Annotated in this window: 26 protein-coding genes; 25 read left to right on the top strand and 1 reads right to left on the bottom strand. The window is 58.8% G+C overall.

Annotation, left to right across the window (positions count from 1 at the left end; genetic code table 11):
- Nucleotides 1-22: 22 nt before the first annotated feature.
- The 22 genes from O8B93_RS01110 to folD all read left to right on the top strand — a co-directional run bounded on the left by O8B93_RS01110 (nt 23) and on the right by folD (nt 20,432).
- Entirely contained in the window at nt 23-679 is a 657-nt protein-coding gene (locus tag O8B93_RS01110; protein WP_269707998.1) for a hypothetical protein, read from the top strand.
- A complete protein-coding gene (locus O8B93_RS01105) occupies nt 676-1,977 on the top strand; it encodes a MotB family protein (RefSeq protein WP_269707997.1) in 1,302 nt (433 codons plus the stop codon). Before O8B93_RS01110 ends, O8B93_RS01105 begins: the two co-directional genes overlap by 4 nt.
- Nucleotides 1,974-3,254, top strand: coding sequence for a chemotaxis protein MotC (motC, locus tag O8B93_RS01100; protein ID WP_269707996.1), 1,281 nt, complete (start codon nt 1,974-1,976; stop codon nt 3,252-3,254). Before O8B93_RS01105 ends, motC begins: the two co-directional genes overlap by 4 nt.
- On the top strand, nt 3,251-4,606 hold the full coding sequence (fliK, locus tag O8B93_RS01095) for a flagellar hook-length control protein FliK (RefSeq protein ID WP_269707995.1): 1,356 nt from the start codon (nt 3,251-3,253) through the stop codon (nt 4,604-4,606). The genes motC and fliK overlap by 4 nt, the downstream gene beginning before the upstream one ends.
- A complete protein-coding gene (locus O8B93_RS01090) occupies nt 4,554-5,120 on the top strand; it encodes a lytic transglycosylase domain-containing protein (protein WP_269708620.1) in 567 nt (188 codons plus the stop codon). Before fliK ends, O8B93_RS01090 begins: the two co-directional genes overlap by 53 nt.
- A gap of 282 nt (nt 5,121-5,402) precedes the next feature.
- Nucleotides 5,403-6,074: a transcriptional activator Rem gene (rem, locus tag O8B93_RS01085; RefSeq protein ID WP_080826101.1), complete on the top strand. Its 672-nt coding sequence runs from the start codon at nt 5,403-5,405 to the stop codon at nt 6,072-6,074.
- A gap of 105 nt (nt 6,075-6,179) precedes the next feature.
- Nucleotides 6,180-7,475: a flagellar hook protein FlgE gene (locus O8B93_RS01080; RefSeq protein ID WP_269707994.1), complete on the top strand. Its 1,296-nt coding sequence runs from the start codon at nt 6,180-6,182 to the stop codon at nt 7,473-7,475.
- Nucleotides 7,476-7,497: 22 nt separating this feature from the next.
- A complete protein-coding gene (gene flgK, locus O8B93_RS01075) occupies nt 7,498-8,976 on the top strand; it encodes a flagellar hook-associated protein FlgK (protein WP_269707993.1) in 1,479 nt (492 codons plus the stop codon).
- A 3-nt stretch (nt 8,977-8,979) separates the two neighbouring features.
- A complete protein-coding gene (locus O8B93_RS01070) occupies nt 8,980-10,083 on the top strand; it encodes a flagellar hook-associated family protein (protein ID WP_269707992.1) in 1,104 nt (367 codons plus the stop codon).
- 34 nt (nt 10,084-10,117) lie between these two features.
- On the top strand, nt 10,118-10,462 hold the full coding sequence (gene flaF / locus O8B93_RS01065) for a flagellar biosynthesis regulator FlaF (RefSeq protein ID WP_006313042.1): 345 nt from the start codon (nt 10,118-10,120) through the stop codon (nt 10,460-10,462).
- Nucleotides 10,459-10,908: a flagellar biosynthesis repressor FlbT gene (gene flbT, locus O8B93_RS01060; RefSeq protein WP_006313043.1), complete on the top strand. Its 450-nt coding sequence runs from the start codon at nt 10,459-10,461 to the stop codon at nt 10,906-10,908. The genes flaF and flbT overlap by 4 nt, the downstream gene beginning before the upstream one ends.
- Nucleotides 10,899-11,372, top strand: coding sequence for a flagellar hook assembly protein FlgD (gene flgD / locus O8B93_RS01055; protein WP_080810568.1), 474 nt, complete (start codon nt 10,899-10,901; stop codon nt 11,370-11,372). The genes flbT and flgD overlap by 10 nt, the downstream gene beginning before the upstream one ends.
- Before the next feature lie 45 nt (nt 11,373-11,417).
- Nucleotides 11,418-11,684 (top strand): flagellar biosynthetic protein FliQ, encoded by a 267-nt coding sequence (locus tag O8B93_RS01050; protein ID WP_006313045.1) that lies wholly within the window; start codon nt 11,418-11,420, stop codon nt 11,682-11,684.
- A gap of 157 nt (nt 11,685-11,841) precedes the next feature.
- Nucleotides 11,842-13,929, top strand: a complete 2,088-nt coding sequence (flhA, locus tag O8B93_RS01045; RefSeq protein WP_269707991.1) for a flagellar biosynthesis protein FlhA — start codon at nt 11,842-11,844, stop codon at nt 13,927-13,929.
- Entirely contained in the window at nt 13,926-14,681 is a 756-nt protein-coding gene (fliR, locus tag O8B93_RS01040) for a flagellar biosynthetic protein FliR (protein ID WP_269707990.1), read from the top strand. Before flhA ends, fliR begins: the two co-directional genes overlap by 4 nt.
- A 15-nt stretch (nt 14,682-14,696) precedes the next feature.
- Nucleotides 14,697-15,116, top strand: a complete 420-nt coding sequence (locus O8B93_RS01035) for a hypothetical protein (protein ID WP_269707989.1) — start codon at nt 14,697-14,699, stop codon at nt 15,114-15,116.
- Between the two features lie 110 nt (nt 15,117-15,226).
- Nucleotides 15,227-15,784, top strand: coding sequence for a rod-binding protein (locus tag O8B93_RS01030; protein WP_269707988.1), 558 nt, complete (start codon nt 15,227-15,229; stop codon nt 15,782-15,784).
- Between the two features lie 29 nt (nt 15,785-15,813).
- Nucleotides 15,814-16,182, top strand: coding sequence for a hypothetical protein (locus tag O8B93_RS01025; protein WP_269707987.1), 369 nt, complete (start codon nt 15,814-15,816; stop codon nt 16,180-16,182).
- On the top strand, nt 16,182-16,712 hold the full coding sequence (locus O8B93_RS01020; protein WP_269707986.1) for a flagellar basal body-associated FliL family protein: 531 nt from the start codon (nt 16,182-16,184) through the stop codon (nt 16,710-16,712). Before O8B93_RS01025 ends, O8B93_RS01020 begins: the two co-directional genes overlap by 1 nt.
- Nucleotides 16,713-16,902: 190 nt before the next feature.
- Nucleotides 16,903-17,577: a WecB/TagA/CpsF family glycosyltransferase gene (locus O8B93_RS01015; protein ID WP_269707985.1), complete on the top strand. Its 675-nt coding sequence runs from the start codon at nt 16,903-16,905 to the stop codon at nt 17,575-17,577.
- Between the two features lie 114 nt (nt 17,578-17,691).
- A complete protein-coding gene (locus O8B93_RS01010; RefSeq protein ID WP_269707984.1) occupies nt 17,692-19,455 on the top strand; it encodes a GumC family protein in 1,764 nt (587 codons plus the stop codon).
- A 77-nt stretch (nt 19,456-19,532) separates the two neighbouring features.
- Nucleotides 19,533-20,432: a bifunctional methylenetetrahydrofolate dehydrogenase/methenyltetrahydrofolate cyclohydrolase FolD gene (gene folD, locus O8B93_RS01005; RefSeq protein ID WP_269707983.1), complete on the top strand. Its 900-nt coding sequence runs from the start codon at nt 19,533-19,535 to the stop codon at nt 20,430-20,432.
- Between the two features lie 232 nt (nt 20,433-20,664).
- On the opposite strand, the gene O8B93_RS01000 is transcribed toward folD, so the two are convergent.
- Complete coding sequence (locus O8B93_RS01000; RefSeq protein WP_269707982.1) at nt 20,665-21,690, bottom strand: LacI family DNA-binding transcriptional regulator; 1,026 nt, start codon at nt 21,688-21,690, stop codon at nt 20,665-20,667.
- A 277-nt stretch (nt 21,691-21,967) separates the two neighbouring features.
- Between O8B93_RS01000 and O8B93_RS00995 the strand changes: the two genes are divergently transcribed.
- The 3 genes from O8B93_RS00995 to O8B93_RS00985 all read left to right on the top strand — a co-directional run bounded on the left by O8B93_RS00995 (nt 21,968) and on the right by O8B93_RS00985 (nt 25,660).
- A complete protein-coding gene (locus O8B93_RS00995; RefSeq protein WP_269707981.1) occupies nt 21,968-23,329 on the top strand; it encodes an ABC transporter substrate-binding protein in 1,362 nt (453 codons plus the stop codon).
- Nucleotides 23,330-23,484: 155 nt separating this feature from the next.
- A complete protein-coding gene (locus O8B93_RS00990) occupies nt 23,485-24,498 on the top strand; it encodes a carbohydrate ABC transporter permease (RefSeq protein ID WP_269707980.1) in 1,014 nt (337 codons plus the stop codon).
- Between the two features lies 1 nt (nt 24,499).
- Complete coding sequence (locus tag O8B93_RS00985) at nt 24,500-25,660, top strand: carbohydrate ABC transporter permease (RefSeq protein ID WP_269707979.1); 1,161 nt, start codon at nt 24,500-24,502, stop codon at nt 25,658-25,660.
- Nucleotides 25,661-25,662: the final 2 nt, after the last annotated feature.

Raw genomic sequence — 25,662 nt, 5'->3', positions numbered from 1 at the left:
GCCAGTTTTGCCGGGGGCAGGCATGAGCGCGTCGATTGCACGATTTCTCAAGGATTTCGGTGAGCCTCAACCGGCGTCGCCGGCCTTCGGCGACCCGTTGGCGGATGCCGATACCGATTTCGCCTCCGGATTTGCCGATATCACGTCCGGTTTCGACGATTTGACACCCGTCGATGCGGAAGGCGAAAAACAGGCGGCCTATGCCCGTGGCCACGAGGATGCGACCAGAGAGATCACCGAAAAGATGCAGGCCGAGCGGGAAGAGCTGATCGCCGCCCACGCCGCCGAACTGGAAGAACTGCGCACTGTCTATCTTGAGGAGACAGCCGGTTTTCTGTCGCGCCGTCTGCGTGAAGGTATCGATGCAATTGCTACCAATCTCAGCGAACAGACCGCGAATATTCTTGCGCCGGTTCTGACGGAAAAGCTGTCGCTCAAGGCGGTCTCGGCGCTTGCCGATGTGGTGCGCGCATCCATGCCGGATGGCGAGGAAGTCACGCTTGTCGTGAAGGGCCCGAAAAATCTGTTCGAGCAGTTGAAGACCCAGCCGGGCTTTGAAGAAGAGAAAATGAAATTTACTGAGACCACCGATATCGATCTTTCGATCGAGTTGGGTGAAAGCGTGTTCGTGACGCGCATGTCCGCCTGGGCATCCAGTCTTCGCAAGGTGATGAAATGAGTGAAGGCGAAAATCACCACCACGGCAAGAACGAGATCATCATCGTCAAACGCCACAAGGGCGGGCACGATGGCGCCCATGGCGGCGCGTGGAAGATCGCTTATGCGGACTTCATGACGGCGATGATGGCGTTCTTCCTCGTCATGTGGCTGGTCAATGCCGCCAATGAGGAGACCAAGGCCTCGGTCGCCAGCTATTTCAACCCGATAAAACTGTCCGACGAGAAACCCTCGTCCAAGGGGCTGGAAAAGCCCGTCGATAAGGAAGAGGGGGTCCAGAAGAAGGACCAGTCCAACATCCAGGCCGAAAAGGTGACCAAGGGATCTGCCGCGGCGACGGGCGAGGACCTGACATCGCAGACCGGGGAACAGTCGAATTTCTCCGAGGCCGACTTTTTCGAAAATCCTTACTCCGTGCTGGCGGAAATCGCCCAGCAGGTCGGGCAGCAGGCCAATGTCAGCGCCAAGGGTGAGGGCGGTGCGGCCGATTCCGGCCCGGCGACCGGCGCAAGCGGCGGCGAAGCCTATCGTGATCCCTTCGATCCGGATTTCTGGACGCAGCAGGTGAAAATCACCCGTGCCGACCAGAAGCAGGTTCCGATGGAGTCCGCGCAAGCTGCCGATGGCAAACAGCAGGATGTGGCGGCCAAGGAGGCCGACAAGAGCGCCGAGGCGGTTACCCTCGTGCAGGCCGGTAAGCCCGCAGACAAGGCGGAAGATGGCAAGCCGATGGAAATCGCGGCAGTGGTGCCGCAGCAGCGCCCGGACGCCGCCGAGCAGGCCGCGCTCGCCAAGCCCAATCCGGATGAGGCAAGCAAAGCCAGCGATGCCGAATGGGAAAAGGCCGATAAACTGCGCGAAGAAATCGAGAAGCAGATATCTGGCATCACCGGCAAGCTTTCCGAGGGACTGGTGGTGACGCCGGCCGAAGGTGGATTGCTGCTGACCATTTCCGACCAGGCTGAAACGCCGATGTTCAATATCGGATCGGCCGTTCCCCGGGGTGAGCTGGTTCTGGCCATGGAAAAGATCGGCAAACTGCTGCAGGAGCGCGGCGGCAGCGTGGTGATCCGCGGCCATACCGACGGCCGGCAGTTCAAGGGTGAGGCCAATGACAACTGGCGTCTCTCCATGGATCGTGCCCACAGCGCCTATTACATGCTGGTGCGTGGCGGCCTCTCGGAAGAGCGAGTGAAACAGGTGTCGGGGTTCGCGGACCGCAGATTGCAGGTGCCGTCGAACCCTCTCGCAGATGCCAACCGCCGTATCGAAATCCTGCTTGAGGCTGATCGGGGGTGAGTGTGACGAAAACCTCGAAACGCTGGCTTCTTCTTGTGGCGACGCTTTGCGGTCTCGGCTCCGAGCCGAGCAAGGCGTTTTCGCAGTCGCAAGACAATCTCATGCCCTATGCCATGCTGCGCTCCCTGCAATTCGTGCAGGATTCGGTAGCCATGGGAGATCATTCCGCTTCCGAAATGCAGCGCTTTCTGCTGCAGACGATCGATGAGCGGCTGAAGAGCGCGCCTTCGGCTATCTTCAAGGACCCGCGCAATGTCGATGCGGCGCTGATCTATGCGATGAGCGGTGGCAACCCGGCCACTCTGGAATTGCTGGTGGCGCGCGATGTGGACGGCAATTTCGACAGCCGTGTCGCCGATATCTTGCGGAAATACCTGTCCGGCAAGGGAACGCTGGTGGCACAAAGCATCGCTGCCATGGTGCCGGAATATCGCGGCACGCGGATTGGTGCCTATCTGGCGCTGATTGGCGGCAATGTGACGATCCCGCGCGATCCGCTGGCGGCACTCACCTTTTACGACATCGCTCGGCTCGAAGCGCCCGGTACCATCGTGGAGGAGGCGGCGCTGCGCCGCTCGCTCGCCATTGCCGTGGAAGACGGCGATGCGACGCGCGGTGTCGAATATGCGCAGCGTTATGCGCGGCGGTTCCTGCATTCGCCCTATGCCAGCCAGTTCGCGGATCTTCTGGTCTCGCTGGTGGTCAAGCGCGCCGATTCCATCGGTGAAGAGGCGATACAGGAAACCTTCGCCATGATGGATACGGAGAGGCAGAAGGAAGCCTATCTGCGCCTTTCCCGCCTCGCAGCGATCAGCGGCAAGGATTCGCTGGCGCGTATGGCGGCGCTGAAGGCGAAGACGCTTTCTCCGGCTTTGCCGGGCACACCGGAAGTGCAGGCCAATCTTTATGAAAGTCTCTCCAACATCGGCACGCCCGATGTGGTGAGCGCGATAGAGACGATCGGGCAAATTCCCGAAGCGCAGCTGTCGGATCGCGACAGGGCGCTGCGCGATGCGGCAAGGGCGATTGCCGACCAGGTGGTGCGCCCCCCTTCCGCAGAGAGCGGCGTCGAGGCCAAGGCTGCGGCGACGAACCAGTCCGGGGGCACAGGACCTGCAAAAGAGCCGGCGGTCGCTGCCGAGACAAAAAGCATATGGCGGGTTGAAACCCAGAAGGCGGACGATGCGGGCGAGAACGTCCGGCAACTCGTGACGAGTGGCCGCAGCAAGCTCGATGAAATCGACAGCCTGTTGAAGAAAGGCGAGGGGGCACCATGATCGACGCAACCATCAACGCGATAGTGAACGCGCCACCACCCGACGCCCGCGCCGGCAATGCAAATGCAAGGGACGACGCCAAGGGCGGCAGTTTCGGCGATGCGCTTTCCACGATCCGGGACGAACGCACGCCGCAATCACGGCATCAGCAGCAGGACGCGGGTTCGGCCAGGGACGAGCACGCAAAACCCGATGGCGAGGCTGAAAAGATGGATGCTCCGGTCAAACGCCCCCCGACTTTTCTGAGTGCGATCGCCCACGACCATGTCGGCGAAGCTCGTAACCATGAGACGGTGGCCGAGTTTCAGAACGCTTTGAAAACGGTGCGCACTTCGGCTGATAACGGCAAGACCGGCAAGAAGCTCAAGGATGAGACGGATAAGGATGCCGAGACGGCGGCGGATACGATCGATCCGAAGCTTGCGGAACTCAAGACGGTCATGATCGGTGCCGGCGATATTGCGACAGCCAAGTCGCCGCTTGAGGAAATTGCGCAGGCACTTGCCGGCAAGGCGGACCTGGTTAAATCCGACAGGGCCGAGCCCGTGCGCGGCAAGGCGGAGCCTTCGCTGAAGGACATGCCAACGAAGATGGGACTCGCCAAAAACGAGCCGGACGCCGGCTCGGAAGGCGGCAACGATGCCTCGGCCTTCCGTTTCTCCTCCTCACGCTCAGGCACGGCCCGCGCGCTTGATATGGGCACGGTTCAGCGTGAAGGCCGCGTCGAGTTCGATGTCCGGGAAAGCACCGGCAAAGTGGCCGATAACGTCACTGTTGTCGATTCACGACGGTTCATTGGCCTCGCGCCCTCGACCAATGCTTCGGCGCTGACCGGCCTCATCGTCAATGATCCGGAATGGGTGAGCGCCATGCAGCCGGGTTCGTCGTTGTCCAACGCAGCGGCCCAGAGCAGCACGGGCAAGGTCGTGCATACGCTGAAGCTGCATATGACGCCGATCGAGCTCGGATCGGTGACGATGTCGCTGCGCCTTGCGGGTGATGAGCTCGCCGTTCACATGACGGTGGAGAGCGTAGCGGCCTATAAAAAGCTCCAGGACGACAGCAAGAGCATTCTTGAAGGTCTCAAGGCGCAGGGTCTGACGGTCGACAACATCACGATCAGCATCGCTTCTTCCGACAAGAGTGACCAAACGGGCACACAGGGCAACAATCAGCAAAATCAGCAGGCGCAGCATCAGGGCCAGCAGGCCGCCGCCGGGCGCAACCGTGACGAGTCCGGCGCACGAGATGGCCGGCAGGGCAATGGCGATAATTTGGGGGTGCATAATGAAGGCATGGATGGCGCTCTCGGCTCTGGCCGCTCTTCTGCTGACAATGGCGTCTACCTCTGAAATCGCGTCGGCTTCGGCAACATCGGGTGTCTGTGAAAGAGAGATCCAGTCGGCCGCCCGCAAATATGGCGTGCCGGAAGGAATTCTCTATTCCGTTGGCCTGACCGAGACGGGCCGCAAGGGGCGGCTTGACCCCAACGCGATGAATATTGAAGGAAAACCGGTATTTGCGGCCTCCACGGAGGAGGCGATGGTGACTTTCGAGGCGGCGAAACGCAACGGCGCCAAGCTGATCGACCTCGGATGCATGCAGATAAATCATTATTTCCACGGCGAAAACTTCACATCCGCGCGGGAAATGTTCGATCCGCGCCGCAATGTCGAATATGCCGCCATGTTCCTGCGTAATCTCCATAACAGGCATGAAACCTGGACCATGGCGGTCGCACGTTATCACGCCGGCCCGAATAATGACCCGGCGCAGAAGAAATACGTCTGCCGTGTCATCGCCAATCTCGTGGCGACGGGCTACGGCAAATGGACTCCCAACGCGAAAAACTTCTGCGACGGATAGCAACCTTAAATTGTCTTTAGGGATCGCAGGACTCGTAATTTGAAATGTGGCGATAGATTGATCGAAAAAAGGCGCTGCAAGCTGTTTTTTCAGGATTTTAAAATTTTTACACAAAAATTTTGTGCCATATATGGTTAACATCCACTATATATAGATCAAATCGGCACAAAATGGTTAATCAATTATTAATAACTATCGATGATTTCCTACAGTTGTCCGTGAATCCCCCGATTCGTACCAATGCCTCATTGGAAAACACCACACTGATTCGGAGGCGGACGAATGATCGTAGTGGTTGATGAGCGCGAGCTCGTTAAAGACGGCTATACATCTCTATTTGGGCGTGAGGGCATCCCCTCGACCGGGTTCGATCCGGTCGAATTCGGGGAGTGGGTCTCGACGGCAGCGGAAAGCGATCTGGCGGCCGTGGAGGCCTTTTTGATCGGCCAGGGCGACCGGAGTTTCTCTTTGCCGAAGGCGATCAGGGATCGCACGACGGCACCTGTCATCGCGGTCAGCGACCAGCCCTCGCTGGAAGCGACGCTCGCGCTGTTCGACAGCGGCGTCGACGATGTCGTACGCAAGCCGGTTCACCCCCGTGAAATCCTCGCGCGTGCGGCGGCCATCCGCCGCCGGCTGCAGGTCATCTCGAACTTCACCGATGCCGGACCGATCCGGGTTTTCTCCGACGGTCGCGATCCCGAAGTGTGCGGCGAAGTATTTGCCTTGCCACGTCGCGAGCGTCGCATTCTTGAATATCTGATTGCCAATCGCGGACGTCGCGTTTCCAAGTCGCAGATTTTCAATGCCATCTACGGCATCTTCGATGACGACGTCGAAGAAAACGTCGTTGAAAGCCACATCAGCAAGCTGCGCAAGAAGCTGCGCAAAAAGCTTGGCTACGATCCGGTCGATTCCAAGCGGTTCCTCGGCTACAGCATTGATTGGCAATGATTTTCATTGACCCGCGTGGTCTTTTTCAAACGCGGTATTTCAGACAGCTTCACGCAAGCCAAACGCTTTACCTTCTCCTTGAAAGATGACCACGAGGGTTTTTGAATGAGTATTTTCGGCACTATGCGAACCGGTGTGTCCGGCATGAATGCGCAGGCGAACAAGCTGGGCACCGTGGGCGACAACATCGCCAACGCAAGCACCACCGGCTACAAGCGCGCTTCGACGTCGTTCTCCTCGCTCGTTCTGCCCTCCTCGTCGGGCAGTTACGCTTCCGGCGGCGTGCAGTCCAACGTTCGCTACAGCATTTCGGAGCAGGGCAACCTCTCCTACACCACCTCGAGCACGGACCTTGCCATTCAGGGCAACGGTTTCTTCGTGGTTCAGGATGGTGCGGGCACGCCTTACCTTACCCGCGCCGGCTCCTTCCAGAAGAATTCGGAAGGTTTTCTGGAGAACGCGGCCGGCTTCAAGCTGATGGGTTATCCCTACGGTGCTAACCCGCCGGCAGCCGTTGTCAACGGTTTCACCGGCCTCGAAGCTATCAACATCAATGATTTCGGCTTGACGGCATCGCCTTCGACACAGGGTAGCTTCCCGGCGAACCTCAATCGCGATGAGGCTATCGTTGCTGCCGGATCGCGTCCGAGCGACAACGTTGCGACCTCGACGGTTGGGGCGAAGACATCGTTGACCGCCTTCGACAGCGGCGGCGCCAAGGTTCTTTACGACTTCTATTACACGCGCATCGACAATGACGCAGCCGGCAATCCGCAGTGGGAAGTGTCGGTCTATCGTCAGGATCAGTCCACGAATGGCGGTTTCCCCTATACGGCGACGGCGCCAGCCACGCTTGTCAAGGAAACGGTCACGCTGACTTTCGATCCGGCCACAAACAAGCTCACGACTGCTTCGCCAAAATCGCTCACGATCAATGACGATAATAGCGGCGTCGCGCAGGCGATCGATATCGATCTCTCGCAGATGACGCAGTTTTCGTCCAAGTTCACCCCCGGCACGGCTGTTCTGAACGGCAACGGCCCGAGCCAGATCAAGGATGTCGAGATCGGCAAGGACGGTCTGGTGACGGCGGTCTATCAGGATGGCGGTCGCCGCAACATCTACCAGCTGGCGCTGGCAACGGTACCGAGCGTCGACAATCTGAGCCCGCAGAACGGCAACGTCTATCTGCCGAGCAACGAGTCCGGTGTCGTCACAATCGGTTTCGCCCAGTCGGGCAGCTTCGGTTACATCCAGAAGGGTGCGCTGGAAGGCTCGAACGTCGATATCGCCAGCGAACTCACCGACATGATTGAATCACAGCGTATCTACACAGCGAATTCGAAGGTCTTCCAGACTGGATCGGATTTGATGGACGTTCTGATCAATCTGAAGAGATAGTAATTCCTACGGGGACAGATGAATGTCGCTCACGTCAGCAATGAATACTGCGCAGTCGATTTTCAATAACACAGGTAAGCAGACGGACGTTACCTCGAAAAACATTGCCAATGTCGGCAATGCGAACTACGTCAAGCGAACCGCCATTCTCGGCACGACCATGGCCGGAGCGAGTATCGTCTCCAATGGCCGTGCCCAGAATGAAAGTCTTCTCCGACAGACGATTTCCAGCTCGTCTCTTGCTTCCGGCCAGAGCTCCGTTCTGAGCGGTCTCGAGGAAATGAAGAGCATTTTTGGCGGCAACAATTATGAGAGTTCGCCAGCCAACTATATGAAGGAACTGCTCAAGAGCCTGGATGGCTACGCGGCAAAGCCGAGCGACGCCGCCCTTGCAGCGACGGCCGTTACTGCGGCTTCGGATGTCGCCAGTTCCCTCAACAGGGCTTCGTCCGAACTGCAGGGAATGCGCCTGCGCGCCGACAAGGAGATGTCTCTCCAGGTCGACAAGCTGAACGGATTGCTCGCAAAGTTCGAGGAAGCCAATAACGAGGTCAAGGCGCAGACCGCGATCGGCGGTGATGCGAGCGACGCGCTTGATCAGCGCGAGACGCTTCTGAAGGACATTTCCTCCATCGTCGGCATCAATGTCGTCAATCGCCCCAATAACGATGTCGCGCTCTATACGACTGACGGCGCGACGCTGTTCGAGATCGTGCCGCGCAGCGTAACCTTCAAGACGCAGCCGGGTTACGACGCGACGACCACGGGTAACGCAATTTACATCGATGGCGTGGCGCTGAAGGCCGGTAATGGCACCAATACCACGGCCGCGGGTTCGCTGCAGGGCCTGATGCAGGTTCGTGACGATCTGGCGCCGACGATGCAGAGCCAGCTCGACGAAATTGCGCGCGGTCTCATCACCATGTTTGCGGAAAAGCCGGCGGACCCGACCAGTGGCCTGCCTGATATGCCGGGCCTGTTCACCTACGGCTCGCCAGCCGCGACCACCATTCCGCCAGATGGAGTTGTCTCTCCCGGGCTCGCAGCCAGCATTACCGTCAACCCGGCGTTAATTATTTCCAAAGGTGGCAATCCGGAATTGTTGCGTGACGGCGGTATCAACGGTACCGATTACGTCATCAATACCGCAACTTCGGGGGGAACCGGTTTTTCCACCCTGATCCGAAGCTATGTCACTGCTTTTGACGCGCCCATGAATTTTGCCGCGTCGACACGTATCGATACGAATACCAGCATCCTGAAATACGGCACCAACTCGATGGGGTGGCTCGAACAGGAACGTTCCGGTGCGACTTCGGCAAATGAAGCGAAAAGCGCGCTTTATGAGCGCTCCGCCACCTCCTATTCGAATAATACGGCGGTCAGCCTGGACGAGGAGCTCTCATTGCTCATGGATATCGAGCAATCCTACAAGGCCGCCACGAAACTTGTGACCACCGTCGACGAGATGCTCAAGTCGCTGATGGACATGGTGAGGTAAACGATGAAAACGTCCTTCATTTCATCGCTGGCAATGCAGAACAGCATGCGCAGCACCATCCTGAAGGCTCAGCTTGAGATGACCAATCTCAACACCGAGCTGACGACGGGCAAACATGCCGATCTCGGCCTGACGCTGGCCGCCAATACCGCCCGCAGCCTTGATCTCAATCGCGATGTCGACCGCATTTCCTCGCTGGTCAGCGTCAATTCGATTGCGACGCAACGCCTCAAGTCCTCGCAGACGGCACTGGACGGCATGGCAAAGGCGGCGCAGGAAATCCAGAAGGTGCTCGTTCCCAATACCAGCAGTGAAGCGCCGACGCTGACGACGGTCTCCCAGACCATCTCGAATGCGTTCAACAATTTCACAAGCTTCGCCAATACGGCGGTCAATGGCGAGTATCTGTTTTCCGGCATCAATACGGATGTGAAGCCCGTCGATGACTATTTCGCGGATGGATCTCCGCTGAAAGCGGCCTATGAGACGGAGCTCAATGCATTCATGGCGGCGCAGACGCCGCCGGTGGGTGACTTCGCCAGCCTGTCGAAACCGCAGGTCGAAGCCTTCATGACCCATATCGAGGGCGTGTTCAACGGCACGACCACGGTCACGAACCCGCCGCACAGCAGCCTGACGGCCGGCCAGAACTACGATTTCTGGACGAGCTTCGGTTCGAAGGCGAGCGACACCAATATGACGAGCCGCATCAGCCAGAACGAGGTCGTGGAAACGTCCAGCAACAGCAATTCGCAGGGCATGCGCTACTTCGCACTGACCGCGATGACATCAATGACCTTCCTTGATCCCAAGGTCGATAGCGGCATTCGCGAAATGGTGGCGATGAAGTCGGTGACCAATATCGGCACCGCCATCAATGGTCTGAACCAGCAGCAGAGCCAGCTCGGTCTTTCCGAAAGCCGTGTTTCGAAAGCAAACGAATCACTGGAGGCCCAGAAAAAGATCATCGAAACGCATCTGCTGGATATTGAGGGGATCGATACCTACGAGGCGAAAACCCGTCTCGACCTGCTGCAGCAGCAGATTGAAATCGCATACAGCCTCACGTCGCGTCTGCAAAAAATGAGTCTGGTAAACTACCTCTGATGATCAGAGGTGGCGGCAGATAAAGGATACATGAATGTACCAGTTTTCCTACGCCGAAATCATGGAGGATGGTGTCGCGAACGCGAAAGATCGCGAGCGGCAGGCGTTGACAAAATCGATCGACCTTCTGGTGGAGGCAAGGGACTCCTCTTCGCAGCGCCACTCGATCGAAGCACTTTTTTACACTCGACGGGTCTGGATTCGCTTCATTGAGGATCTCAAGCAACCCGACAACCAGCTGGCCATGGAACTAAGAGCCAATCTGATTTCCATCGCGATCTGGATTTTGAAAGAGTGCGAACTGATCCGGAAACGTCAGTCGACGAATTTCCAGGGCATAATTGACGTGACAACCATCATCAGGGATGGACTGAAATGAAAAGTACACTTCGGATTTCGCTGAAATCGGGCGAAAAGATTTTCATCAACGGCGCGGTTCTGCGTGTGGATCGCAAGGTGGCGCTGGAGTTCCTGAACGATGTCACGTTCCTGCTTGAAAACCACGTTCTGCAGCCCGACCAGGCGACGACCCCGCTCCGGCAGCTTTATTTCATCGCGCAGATGATCCTCATCAACCCGGAAGGGCGCGAGCAATCCACCAACATGTTCCGCAAGTCCGTGAGCATGCTGTTGAACTGCTTCCAGCATGACGAGATTCTGGCGGAACTGAAGCGCATCGACGGGCTGGTTGCCTCCGGCAAGGCTTTCGAAGCGCTGAAGGCCATTCGCGGTCTCTACACGATCGAAGAAAAAATCCTCAGCAATCAGGAAATGACCCCGGCAACGATCGAACAGATTCGCAAGGAGATCGCACCATGGCGGTAGATGCAGTCAACTCGGCGGCCGCTAACCCCTGGGCCAATGCCGGGGCGAGCAGCAGTGACAAGAATGCGGCCTCGCTGAACTATGACAGCTTCCTCAAGCTCCTCATCGCCCAGATGAAGAACCAGGATCCGACCAGCCCGATGGATGCCGGCCAGCAGATGTCGCAGCTGGCAAGCTTCTCGCAGGTCGAGCAGACGATCAAGACCAACACCCACCTGAAGAGCATGCTGCAGGCGGAAGCCCTGACGCGCGCGTCCGATCTTGTCGGCAAGACCGTCATGAGCGCCGATGACAAGGTCACCGGCGTGGTGAAGGAAGTGCAGGTCTTCTCCGACGGCATCGTCGCCGTCACGGAAGCAGGTGATAAAGTGCTGCTGCAGGCCGGTGTGGTCTTCTCGAACGGCCCAATCACGACTAAATCTGACGAAACGACGGCTGATTCGAGCAACTCGGCCGGTTCCTGATAGTGAGGCGGCATGATGCCGCCTCTATAAAACAAGGATGCGACGATGAACGAGGCCGATGCGCTTGATATCATGCAGGCGGCAGTCTGGACTGTTCTCGTCGCGGCCGGTCCGGCGGTTCTCGCCGCCATGATCGTCGGTGTCGCCATCGCTTTCATTCAGGCCCTGACCCAGGTTCAGGAAATGACCCTGACCTTCGTTCCGAAGATCGTGACGATCATGATCGTCCTCGGTGTCGCCGCCCCCTTCGTGGGCGCGCAGATCGTGCTTTTTTCCAACCTCGTCTTTTCCCGTATCCAGTCGGGCTTCTGACCCCCGTTTTCTTCGGATGCCATCCTCGCGCAAGCTTCAGCGGCTAGGGATAGGCTGAAAGCATCGGCCCGAATTGCGTTCGCTTTTCGAAAACCGATGCCCGGAACCGTGCGACGGCTTTTCCGTCGCCCTTCTCATGAAGAGACAGGACGAATTCATGGCGCAGCCACCAGTCATCTCCTTGCCCAAGGTCAGTCCGAGCATGCGGGATATCGGGTTCGCATTGGGCATCATTTCGATCCTTTGCGTTCTGTTTTTGCCAATTCCGGTCATGCTGGTGGATATCGGTCTGGCGTTCTCGATTGCGCTTTCGGTCCTCATCCTCATGGTGGCGCTCTGGATCCAGCGCCCGCTGGACTTCTCGTCATTCCCGACCGTGCTGCTGATTGCCACGATGATCCGTCTGTCGCTGAACATTGCGACGACGCGTGTCATCCTTTCGCATGGCAACGAGGGGCCGACGGCGGCAGGTGGCGTGATCGCGGGTTTCTCCAGCCTCGTCATGTCCGGTGACTTCGTCATCGGTCTGATCGTCTTCCTGATCCTGATCACGGTCAACTTCATCGTCATCACCAAGGGTGCGACGCGTATCGCCGAAGTCGGCGCGCGCTTCACCCTCGATGCCATCCCCGGCAAGCAGATGTCGATCGACGCGGATCTGTCCGCCGGCATCATCGATGAAAAAGAAGCGCAGCGCCGCCGCCGGGAACTGGAAGAGGAAAGCTCCTTCTTCGGTTCGATGGACGGTGCTTCGAAATTCGTCCGCGGCGACGCGATCGCCGGCCTCATCATCACCGCGATCAATATTTTCGGCGGCATCATCATCGGTTACTTCCGCCATGGCATGCCGATTGGCGAAGCGGCCGACGTTTTCGTCAAGCTTTCGGTTGGTGACGGTATCGTTTCGCAGATTCCGGCCCTGATCGTATCGCTTGCCGCCGGCCTTCTGGTGTCGCGCGGCGGCACGGCCGGGTCGACCGATCAGGCGGTCGTCAATCAGCTGAGCGGTTATCCGCGCGCGCTCATGGTCTCGGCCATGCTGATGGGTCTGCTCGCCATTATTCCGGGCCTTCCCTTCGTGCCCTTCATGTTCCTCGGCGGCATCATGGCCTTCGGCAGCTGGTATATTCCGCGCCAGGCCGAAGCCGAAAGCGCGCTCCGCCGCCAGGAAGAGGAGAACAAGGTTCTCCAGACAACCGAGGCGGAAAAGGATTCCGTCAAACAGGTGCTGAAGACCGCCGAGATCGAGCTCGCGCTCGGCAAGCAGGTGTCCACCCGCCTTCTCGGCGCGCATCAGGAACTGGCCTTCCGCGTTGGCAAGATGCGCAAAAAGTTTGCCACGCAATATGGCTTTGTGGTGCCGGAGATAAAGGTCTCCGACGATATCATGATCCCTGAAAAGGCTTACCAGATCCGTGTCCACGGCACGACCATCGCGTCCAGCAATCTTCGCGTTGGTGATGTGCTTGTCGTGACCGGGGCAGGGCGTAAGCCAAGCATCCCGGGCGATGAAATCCGCGAACCCGCTTTCGGCATGCCCGCGGTCTCGATCCTCGAAACCTTCACCGAGGACCTGAAGCGCGAAGGCTTCCACCCGATCGACAACGTCTCCGTCGTGTTGACGCATCTGAGCGAAGTTATCCGCAACAACCTGCCGCAGCTTCTCTCCTATAAGGACGTCAAGATCCTCATCGACAGGCTCGATCCCGAATACAAGAAGCTGGCCGATGAAATCTGCTCATCGCACATGTCCTATTCGGGCCTGCAGGCGGTCTTGAAGCTGCTGCTTGCCGAGCGCGTATCGATCCGCAACCTGCATCTCATTTTGGAAGCCGTCGCAGAACTCGCACCGCATGTGCGCAAGACGGAACAGATCGTCGAACATGTGCGGGTGCGCATGTCGCAACAGCTCTGCGGCGACCTTGCCGACAATGGCGTGCTGCGCGTCCTGCGCCTCGGCAACAAGTGGGACATGGTCTTCCATCAGGCGCTCAAGCGCGACCAGAAGGGCGAAATCGTCGAATTCGACATCGATCCCCGCCATCTCGAGGAGTTTTCGGAGCAGGCGTCGAAAGTTATCCGTGAATTCATGGATCGCGGCCTGCCCTTTGTTCTTGTAACCTCGCCGGAAACGCGGTCCTATGTGCGCATGATTATCGAGCGACTCTTTGCGACCCTGCCGGTTCTTTCGCATGTGGAACTGGCCAAGGGTCTGGAGATCAAGATTCTGGGCGCCATTTCATGATAACCGACCCGCAGGGGACAATCGTTGCATTGTTCCTTGCCATCTGCCGCATAGGCGCCTGCTTCATGACCATGCCGGGCTTTTCAAGCTCGCGCATTTCGCCGCAGATTCGCATGCTTCTCTGTGTGGCCGTGTCCATGGCGCTTCTTCCGGTGCTTTGGGACACGATCTACCCAAAGGTTTCGGGTGCCAGCCAGGGCACGGTCGTCGGCCTCATTTTCTCCGAGGTCCTCATCGGCGCGATGTATGGGCTGATCGCCCGTTTCTACACGCTCGGCTTCCAGTTCACCGGGGCGCTCATCGGCGCTTCCATCGGCCTCAGTGCGCCCGGCGGTGCCGATCCCATCGAAGACGTGCAGGAAAACCAGATCGCCAACTTCATCACCTTCGGTGGCCTGCTGGTGCTGTTCATGATGGATTTTCATCACATCGTCCTGAAGGCGCTGGTGGATTCCTATAGCGCTACACCGGTCGGTGCGCTTATCAGCGGGCAGAAGATGCTGATCACGCTGACGGATACGCTCAGGGCGTCCTTTTCGATCATGCTGCGGCTGGCGAGCCCCTTCGTGATTTATGGCCTGATGTTCAACGTCGCGGTCGGTCTCATCAACAAGCTGGCGCCGCAAATTCCGGTCTTCTTCATATCGACCCCCTTCGTTCTGGCGGGCGGTCTTTTCATGCTCTATCTGTCGGTCGCGGCCCTCATCCGGCAATTCGTGGATGGTTTCGGCCCGGTCTTTATCGGCTTTTGATCGGGAGGAAACGCCATGGCTTCGGACAAGCGCTCGGAAAAGCTCAAGCGTCTGGTAACGGTCCAGCGGCATATGGAAAAAATGGCCGAGGTAGAACTGGCCGATACCACCCGCGTGCGCAGCGAAGTGGCACAATCCATGGAGAGCACGTTTGAGGCCATGAGTTCCATGGACCCGGTGCACCAGACCTTCTCAAAGCATTATTCCGATCGCTACGGCCGCCTGGTCGTTCAGGACCGCCAGCTCGAAGGCGTTCAGCAATTTCAGGAAAATAAGGTTTTAAAGGAAAAAACCAAGGCCGACAGGCTGGAGGACAGGATGCATATTGCCCGCGATCTCGAGGATCGCGAGGCGGATGATAATGCAATCTACGATTTGTTAGAAATTACGAATGTTTCCCACACACCAGCCTCCAGCAAGGTTGGCGATCCATAGTCTTCCCGTTGTTGCATCGCGGGCGTCTTAATACACCGTTCGCGATGTTTCTTGATTGAGTGAACGCGTCGGCTTCCTCCGGCATGTTCGTCAGCTCGGGAGTTCGGGACGTGGCGATATCGGTTATAAGCGATCTGGTGATGGATGTGGTTCGTGCGGCGGACCCTCAGGAAGTGCAGGTTGCCCAGGAAAAACTGAAGGCAAACAAGGCGGCTTTTGCGGCAACCAGCCTGGCAGATGCCGGCAAGGGTTTTGGTGCCGCCGTCGATATGCTTGACGGTGCTTCCTCGAAGGCCGGCCTTGGCGATACCAATATTCGCTCGGCACGCACTGAGGTTCCCGAAACATACCGCAAATATGAAGCCTCGGTTCTCCAGACCTTCGTTGCCAACATGCTGCCGAAAGACAGCGAGGAAGTTTACGGCAAGGGTAATGCCGGCGAAATCTGGAAAAGCATGATGGCGGAACAGTTTGCCGACACGATCTCCAGAAATGGCGGCGTCGGCATTGCGGAGCAGGCCTACAAGGATGCGCTGCGGAAAGCCGAAAGCAAAGGCATTACCGACGTATCGATGAATGACAAAGACCACAATGCTGCAATTCGGATGGTGGCGGAGTTCGAGCGGCAGGTCCTCGGCGTTTCCAATGATAAAACGGACGAGGCTTGAGAATGAAAAACCCTAACGAGGAGACAAGCATGGACCTTATGTCGAACGACCACCGTATCCAATCCGTTCTCGGCCGCCTTGAGATGATCATCGATCACGAGAACGATAATATCGGTAAGGACCCGCAGTTCGACTTCAAGGTCTCCAATGCCCATAAAAGCCGTTGCCTTTATGAACTGACGATGCTGGTCCGGGATACGCCGCATGAAGATATCGCCGCCGGTTATATGGAGCAGGTGAAGGGCATCAAGTCCAAGCTCGCCACCAATGCCAGCCGTGTCGAGGCGCATTTGAACGCGGTTCGCGCTGTCGCGGATCTGCTGAAGAACGCTATCCAGGAAGCCGATACGGACGGCACCTATTCCCAGGAACAATTCCTTTACGGCGCAGCCTCCTGATGTTGAAGCTTCTTCTCACCGGCGTCTGGGTTTGCGCCGTCACGCTCGGCGCGGTGTATTTCTCCGTCCAGATGGCGACGGCGCCGACGCCGGATGAGGCGGGCGCAAAAAAAGCCGACCTGCAACTGGTCAAGGGCGAAAGCATTACGATCCCCGTCATCAATGATGGTGGAGTAAACGGCTATTTCCTCAGCCGGATCTCGCTGCGTGTCGACAAGGCCAAGATGGCCAAGATCGAGCTGCCGGCAACCCAGCTGATGACCGATGAACTGTTCACGCTGCTGGCGGGTTCTTCGATGGTCAACATTGCCAACATTTCCACCTTCGATCCCGACGCCTTCAAGCAACGCATCCGCGAGGGGTTGAACAAGAGGCTCGACGACGAGGTGGTCGAGGACGTGCTGATCGAACAGCTCGACTACCTGTCGAAAGCCGACATTCGCGAGCAGAACGGCAATGGTACGCCCCGCTCGGTCAAGCTCGTCGAGGGCGAGAAAGCGGAAGGGGCTGCGGCAGCGCCGAGCCATTGACGGCGGGGGGGCTTTTTCGGCTCGGATCGCGTCGCTTTCCCGGTTAATCATCCCTTGCTTTGTTCATGAGCATTCGAGAGATTGCTTTCAAGTTAAATTCAACCTGCACCTGTATAACAAACCCATGAACCACCGCCCCGCAGGCCATGCGCCGGGCCGGTGGCGATCGGTTTGGCATTTGGGGGTCGGCATGAGTTTCGCGTCAGGTTTTGCGCGCCGGGGATTGCAACGGAATATCCACGGGCTGCGCGTCTGTGATCTCGACTGGAACAGCGCGCTGGAGCTGGTCAGCGGCAATGCTTCGGGCTGTGAAGGGCATACGATGCTCTCCTTCCTCACCATCGAGAAGGCAAAGCTGTCACTCAAGGATAAAGCCTACCGGCAAATTCTGGAAAGCTGCCTGCTTCTGCCGCAGGGCAAGGGCATGAAAGCCGCCGCGCGGGCCGAACATGGCGAGCCTCTGCCCGCCACCATCGATGGCGTTGCCTTCACCATGGCGCTTCTGACCTACATGGCTGTGCCGAAACGCATCGGCGTGGCGGGAGACGATGCAGCGCAGATCGGCGAAGTGCTTGCCCGGCTGCGCGCGCATGCGCCCTGGCACGATTTCGTCATGCTGAACCGGGATGCGGCCGGCGTTAAGGTGGATGTGCTCCTGGCGGGAATGCTCAAGGAAAATCAGGAGACATGGCTGCACCGCAACGTCAGCCGTGACGATGCGCGTGTCACCATTGCAGTCGGCCCCCTGTTCAAGGTCCTGTCTTCAGAAGTGGCCGGCATGCCGGATATTTTCCGCAAGCTGCATATGAGCTGGCTTTACAGCCTTTGTGCCGAACCCTGGCACATCGCGCTCGGCAAGAGCTGATATCAGGCCGTGAAGCGGCGTGTTAACCATTTGTTTGCCACGATCCTTTAACCTCTCGTAAGGTTTTGACAGTCGCCCGTTGCGGGCGGCACCGAGGGCGGCAGACGGCTTCAAATGGTTGATGACAATCCGGATATGATCGCGATCCGCCCCGAGGGGGATGAAGTCTCCGCGCCTGTGTCGCAGTGGCGCAGGCATTGTCTGCGGCTGCTCACGGCAGGCTGCGTTACGGCCGCAACGCTTGTGGGCGCGGCCATTCCGCTGCTACTTATTGATTCCGGTTTTCGCGGTTATGTTTCGCAGGCCCGGATCGAGGTTACCCAGACTGGATACGATGCCCCGGATGCGTCCCGTTTTCTGGCAATGGCGCGGCGGACCTTGCTTTCGCCCTCCGGGCTTGAACGCATAACCGCCGATCTGAAGCTTAAACCGGCCGATATGATCGGTGTTCGCAATCAGGGCGAGTTTGGCCTGCTTCTCGATCTTCTGACGGGCGGACATGCGCGCGTGGTCTCCCCGCGTGAGGCGCTGAATGGCGCGGTGGGGGAAGCGATACGGCTGGAACTGACCCCGGATGAAAATATGCTTGTTGTGACCGCCAAGGCAGCGACGCCTGACATGGCCATGCGGCTGACGGACTATCTTTCGATGCGTGTGATGGCGGACGGCAAGGCCGGCACCATGACACCGGCGATGCGCGAGATGGAAAGGGCACGGAAGAAGCTGGACGAGGCGGAAGCGGCTCTAAACGGTTTCCAGATGCGCCATGGCGATGCCGTGATGACCGAAGCGCAGCAGCTCGAGCAGCAATTGCGTGACGTCAACGACAGTCTGGCGCGGGCTACCCGGCAGCAGCAATCTCTTGAGGCTGATCTGGCATCGGCTTTGGCCCTGAAACCGAATGACGTCTATTCCAAACCGCTGCCGGCCGGCACGGCATTTTCGGCGCTTGAGGATGTCAGGCAGAAACAGGCGAGTGCCAGCATGGCGCTTGCCGGTGTTTCCGTTGATTATGGTCCGAAACACCCTCGCCGCATTGCCGCCCAGAATGCCGTCGATGCCGCGCAGGCACTTGCCGCCCCAGCATTACGCCAGTTGCTCGACGGGCTGCGGGCGGATGAAAAGCGTCTCAATCAGGAAATTGCCACCGCCACTGGCGAGCAGAAGACATATCTCGACCGCCTGAATGCTCTCGGCGTCGCGCCCGGTGAATTCTCCAGATTGCAGGGTGAGCTGGAAACGGCGCGAAATACCTATCTGGAGGCAAGCGAACGCCGCGACCTGACCGCCTCGGCAACACCTGCCATCGAAACCCGTCTGGCAAAAAAGGCCGCAGCGGGTGAATTGTCCCGGGACCTGACCCAGGCCGCCATGCTGGCCGGCGGCGGCGCGCTGGTTGGCCTGCTGGGCAGCCTCTATCTCCTCAGCTATCGCCGCCATGACGAGGAAGAGGAGGCCGTTTCGGCCGCCGAAACCGGCGAGGAACCGGTGCCCTCCGTCGCCGCGCCACAATTTTCAGAATTCGAGCCAATCGAACCGGCCGTATTCGGCGACCTGCAGCCCGTCGCTGCGGAAACGATTGTCGAGGCGGAGGAGGACAGCTTTGCCGACTATTACGGCGAGGCCGCCAATGATGCCGACGATATGCCGCTGGACGAGCGGGTGCGGCAGGTGCTGATGGGCAATCGTACCGTCAGGACGGCCGATCCCGCATCAGCAGGGCTGCCGCCGTTGCTGGCAGAAGCCCTTGCCGGACGCTTCGATCATGCGCAGGCCGAAGCCGAGGAGCTGATGGAATTGCGACGGGAATTGGCGTTCCTGAGAGAGCGTCTTGCCGATTACGCCGATCACCGTGAAGACGACCGCAAAACAGCCTGAAAACGCCGCATTTTAGCTTGCATTCCTGCGACGGGGGCACCATACGGAGCCTACGTAACCCAGCAGGAGCAGGACGCATGGCAGTTGTGATTGACGGGAAGGCGAAGGCGGCTTCGGTAACGGAGGCGGTCCGCAAATCGGCAGAAGCGCTTGAGGCGGAAAAGGGCGTGAAGCCCGGCCTCGCGGTTGTCATCGTCGGAAATGATCCGGCCAGCCACGCTTACGTGAACTCCAAGAGCAAGATGGCCAAGCAGTGCGGTTTCAACTCCGTCCAGCACACGCTGCCGGAAGAAACCACTCAAGCTGAGCTTCTGAAGCTGGTCGGCGAACTGAACGCCGATGCGTCGATCCACGGCATTCTGGTGCAGCTGCCCCTGCCGAAACATTTCAATTCGGATGAGATCATCCAGTCGATCCTGCCCGAGAAGGATGTTGATGGCCTCAGCGTGCTGAATGCCGGCAAGCTCGCGACCGGCGATCTCGCCACCGGTCTCATCTCCTGCACGCCCGCCGGCGCCATGCTGCTCGTGCGCGGCATTCACGGCGACGACCTTTCCGGCCTCAACGCCGTTGTCATCGGCCGCTCCAACCTGTTCGGCAAGCCCATGGGCCAACTGCTGCTGAATGCCAACGCCACGGTGACCATGGCGCATTCGCGCACCAAAGACCTCGCCACCGTCTGCAAGACGGCCGATATTCTCGTGGCTGCGGTCGGTCGCGCGGCGATGGTGAAGGGCGACTGGGTAAAGCCCGGCGCGACCGTCATCGATGTCGGCATCAACCGCATTGCCGCACCGGAAAAGGGCGAAGGCAAATCGAAGCTGGTGGGCGATGTCGCCTTTGACGAGGTAAGCGCTGTGGCCGCCGCCATCACGCCGGTTCCAGGCGGTGTCGGCCCGATGACGATCGCCATGCTGATGGCCAACACCGTCATCGCTGCCTATCGTGCTCAGGGGCTGAAGGCGCCGAAGTTCTAAGAATCGCGGAGAGCAAAAGGGGATACTTCGCCTCATTCCTGTGCTTGTCACAGGAATCCAGCCAGCCCAAGTCCTTGGGCTGAAAGGATTCTCCCGCCGCGCAAACGTGCGTCGATTGGATTCCTGTGACAAGCACGGGAATGAGGGTGGAGGGGTGCGCAAGCGAGAAAACGCCTTGTGCCAGCGATCTATCCGGTTTCAGCCGCATGGCTTTAGGATGAGACCATCGGCCTTACGCTTTCGGAGCCGGCCCCGTCGAAGCGCGCACCACGAGTTCCGCCTTCCAGAGTTCCTGATGCGGTTCCGTCTGGTTGAGCTTGATGCGATTGATCAGGCGCTGACCCACGCGCACCCCGGCTGCCCTTAGCGACGAGCGCGTGGTGGTCAGCGGCACCGAAAAATTATCGGGCTTCAAAAGCGGCAACACGTCGTCATGGGCGATCAGCGAAATATCCCTGCCGGGCTTTAACCCCCGCTGATTGAGCGAACGGATTGCCCCGAGCGCCAGCGCCGTACTGGCGCAGAGAATGGCGGTCGGTTTTTCCGGACGTGACAGCAGCGCCTCCATGCCGAGATAACCTTCTTCATCCGTCATGCTGCTGTGCCGTTTATTATCCGGATGCAGGGAAAGGCCATTGGCCGCCAGCGCCTTTTCCACCCCGAGACAGCGCCGGTAGGTGAAATCATAACCTTCCGGGCCATTTAGCAGGCCGATGCGCGTATGGCCAAGCTGCAGGAGAAGCTGGGTCGCGTCGCGAAAGGCGCCTTCATTGTCCACGTCGAGATAGGGATAATCCTCCTCCACGCCGACGGAGCGGCCATGCACAAGGAAGGGCAGGGAGAGCGACTGCATCATGGCGATGCGTGGGTCGTTATTTTTCATGTAGGCGAGATAGATGCCATCGACGCTGCCGCTCGCCGCCAGTCCCCGAAGCGCGTCCCGTTCATTTTCCGGTTCGGTCGGCATGATGACGAGATGAAAGCCACTGCGCGAGGCTTCTTCACCCAGCCCGCTCAGAAACTCACCGAAATGCACGTCGGAGCGATGGTGTTCACCAATCGGCATGACAAGACCGATGGAGCCGACCTTGCCCGTGGCCAACCGCTGCGCCGCGGCATTCGGGCGATATCCTGTCTTCTCTGCGGCTTCCATGACACGGCGGCGGGTTTCCGCGCTCACCTCGGGATAGCCGTTGAGCGCCCGGCTGATGGTCGTCTGCGAAATCCCCAGCAGTTGCGACAACTGTTTCAGGTTCATGTCTGTCATTTCCTCCATGCGCGCGCTCAGGAAAAGGCTAAAAGCCGCTCCTCACATTCCCAAAGCGCTTTAGATTTTTAACAGCCCCATCCGCTTTTCTCAATCGAAAATGATAGCCGCCTTCCGAAATAAATATGACTATTCCCAAGGTGCTGCAACGTTTCCGCAGAAAGAGCCTCTTGACTCGGTCTCAATGACAATGAGATGAATAGGCAGCCAAAGCGCTTTGATTGGAAGAGGACGCTTTGAGCCTTTTATGTGATGGGAGGTAAATCACATGCGGAAGACTCTTTTGGCGACGGCGGCTTCGATAGTGCTGCTGTCGGGTTCGGCCTTTGCTGCCGATCTGAAATTCGCACCCGGCGCAGATGCCAAGTTCAACTGGAAAAGCTACGAGGACTTCAAGGCGGCCCATGCCGACCTGAAAGGTCAGACGCTGACGATTTTCGGCCCCTGGCGTGGTGAGGATGAGGCGCTGTTTCAGTCGGTGCTTGCCTATTTCTCCGATGCGACCGGCGTGAATGTCCGTTATTCCTCGTCGGAAAATTACGAACAGCAGATCGTTATCGATACGCAGGCGGGTTCGCCGCCCAATATCGCCATCCTGCCGCAGCCCGGCCTTCTGGCCGACCTTGCCGCCAAGGGTTTCCTTGTGCCGCTCGGCGATGACACTGCCAAATGGGTTGAGGAAAATTACGGCGCTGGCAAGTCCTGGGTCGATCTCGGCAGCTACAAGGGCAAGGACGGCAACAAGGCCTATTTTGCATTCCCCTTCAAGGCCGACGTGAAGTCGCTCGTCTGGTACGTGCCTGAGAACTTCGAAGAAGCGGGCTACAAGGTCCCCGAGAGCATGGAAGACCTGCTCAAGCTGACGGACCAGATCGTCGCCGATGGCGGCACGCCGTGGTGCATCGGTCTTGGCTCCGGCGGCGCGACCGGTTGGCCGGCAACGGACTGGGTGGAAGACCTGATGTTGCGTACGCAGCCGCTCGACGTCTACCAGAAATGGACGACCAACGAGGTCAAGTTCACCGATCCGGCCGTGGTTGCGGCGATCAACGAATTCGGCAAATTCGCCAAGAACGAAAAATATGTGAGCGGCGGCGTTGCGGCCGTGGCCTCCACCGACTTCCGCGACAGCCCGAAGGGCCTCTTCGACATTCCGCCGAAGTGCTACCTGCACCATCAGGCATCGTTCATCCCGTCCTTCTTCCCCGAAGGCACCAAGGTCGGAACGGATGCGGATTTCTTCTACATGCCGACCTATGCGTCCAAGCCTGAACTCGGCAAGCCGGTTCTCGGCGCCGGCACGCTCGTCACGGTCACCAAGGAAGCACCCGCGGCCAAGGCATTCGTCGAATTCCTGCAGACGCCGATCGCTCATGAAGTATGGATGGCGCAGTCCAGCTTCCTGACGCCGTATAAGGGTGTGAATGTCGACACCTATGCCAATGAGCAGATGAAGCGTCAGGGTGAAATCCTGACCACGGCGACGACCTTCGGCTTTGATGGTTCCGACCTGATGCCCGGCAAGATCGGCGCTGGCGCATTCTGGACCGGCATGATCGATTTCGTCGGTGGCAAATCCGCCGATCAGGTCGCTGCCGATATCCAGAAGGCCTGGGACGGCCTGAAGTAACCATCGGCCAGGCAGATTCCGGAAAACTGTTCTGCGGTTTTCCGATCAGAATCTGCGATAAAAAGGCCCGGCGGCTTGCTGCCGGGCCTCACCGAAAGAACTGCCCCGACGACCGCATAAATCAGCGCGGCGCGGAGAGGATCAAGGGAGGGAACATGGCTCAACAACTCGTGTCCGCCATCGGCGTCATGGTAGCCGGCGTTTTTGCCTGCGCTGCCTATTACTGGCTATCCGACAAGGCGCTGCAGGTGATCTTTCCCGTCCGCTCGGGCGACGTCATTCACGCATCCCGCAACCTCAACCGCCGCGCCGCCGTCCGGCCCTGGCTGTTCATCGGCCCGGCGCTGATCTTGCTGCTCGTTTATCTGGTCTATCCCGTCGTCGCCACGCTGATCCTGTCCTTCTATGACCGGACAGGCGCTGAATTCGTCGGCCTTGCCAATTATCGCTGGGCCTTCTTCGATGCCGGTTTCCGCCAGTCGATCTTCAACAATATTCTGTGGCTGGCCGTCGTGCCGGCCGCCTGCACCTTCTTCGGCCTCGTCATCGCCGTCATGACCGACCGAATCTGGTGGGGCAATATCGCCAAATCCATCGTCTTCATGCCGATGGCGATCTCCTTCGTCGGCGCGTCGGTCATCTGGAAGTTCATCTATGAATACCGCGCTGAGGGTCAGGTGCAGATCGGCCTCCTCAACGCCGTCGTCGAATTTTTCGGCGGCAGCCCCGAGGTGTGGATTTCCATGCCTTTCTGGAACAACTTCTTCCTGATGGTCATCCTCATCTGGATTCAGACCGGTTTCGCCATGGTCATCCTGTCAGCGGCGCTGCGCGGCATCCCGGAAGAAACCATCGAGGCGGCCGTCATCGACGGCGCCAATGGCTGGCAGATTTTCTGGAAGATCATGGTGCCGCAGATCTGGGGCACCATCGCCGTCGTCTGGACGACGATCACCATTCTCGTGCTCAAGGTCTTCGACATCGTGCTGACCATGACCAATGGCCAGTGGAACACCATGGTTCTCGCCAACCTGATGTTCGACTGGATGTTCCGCGGTGGCGGTGACAGCGGCCGAAGTGCTGTGATCGCGCTCATCATCATGGCGGCCGTCACCCCGATCATGGTCTGGAACATCCGCCAGGCAAACCGCGAGATGGAGGGCCGCTGAGATGAATATCGTCAAACGCCTGCGCCGCGTCGGCCTGCCGCGCCTCATCGTCCATGCCAGCGTCCTCGTCGTCGTGCTTCTCTGGCTCTTGCCCACGCTCGGCATTCTCGTCAGCTCACTGCGCGACAAGGACCAGATTACCGTGTCCGGCTGGTGGACGGCCTTCTCCAGTTCCGAACAGACCTCGGCAGTGCGCCTCGCCGATGCTTCCGTGCAGAAGCAGGACGGCAGCCGCTATGTGATATCAGGCAATGTCTTCGAAAACGGTGCCGGCGGAAAAGTCTCCGCCTTCGGCGTGCGCGTTCAGGAGCCGAGAGCATTCAATGCCGGTGAACCGGCCGATATCGGCGATGGCGAAACTCTGCTCATCAATACGGACGGCACCTACGAATATAGCAAGGCTTCGAGCTTCGAGGGCGCGCGTGGAAAGCGCGTCTACATCTCCGTCGCGACGCCGCCCGTCTTCACGCTCGACAATTACCGCACGGTTCTGACCTCGGAAGGCATCGGCCAGTCCTTCGTCAACTCACTCACCGTGGCCGTGCCGGCAACCGTCATCCCGATCCTGATTGCCGCCTTCGCCGCCTATGCGCTGTCATGGATGAGCTTTTCCGGCCGCAATCTGCTGATTGCCATGGTGGTGGGCCTGATCGTCGTGCCGCTGCAGATGTCGCTGATCCCGCTTCTCAGGCTCTATAATGAAATCGGCACCATCTTCGGCGTGCCATCCAAGACCTATGCCGGCATCTGGCTGGCGCACACCGCCTTCGGCCTGCCGCTCGCCATCTATCTGCTGCGCAATTATATTTCCGGCCTGCCTAAAGAGATCATCGAAAGCGCCCGCGTGGATGGTGCAAGTGACTTCGAAATCTTCGTCAAGATCATCCTGCCGCTCTCTTTCCCGGCGCTCGCCTCCTTCGCCATCTTCCAGTTCCTGTGGACCTGGAACGACCTGCTCGTCGCCATGGTGTTCCTCGGCACGCAGAAGGACGAACTGGTATTGACCGGTGCGCTCAACGCGTTGCTCGGCTCGCGCGGCGGCAACTGGGAAATCCTCACCGCTTCGGCCTTTGTCACCATCATCGTGCCGCTTTGCGTCTTCTTTGCTCTTCAACGTTATCTCGTGCGTGGCCTGCTTGCAGGCTCCGTCAAGGGAGGCTGACA

The organism is Martinezella rhizogenes, assembly GCF_027460065.1.
In the GTDB taxonomy this organism is placed as follows: Bacteria; Pseudomonadota; Alphaproteobacteria; order Rhizobiales; family Rhizobiaceae; genus Agrobacterium; species Agrobacterium rhizogenes_C.
The sequence above is the reverse complement of the archived record's forward strand: the minus strand, read 5'-3'. Positions and strand labels throughout refer to the sequence as shown.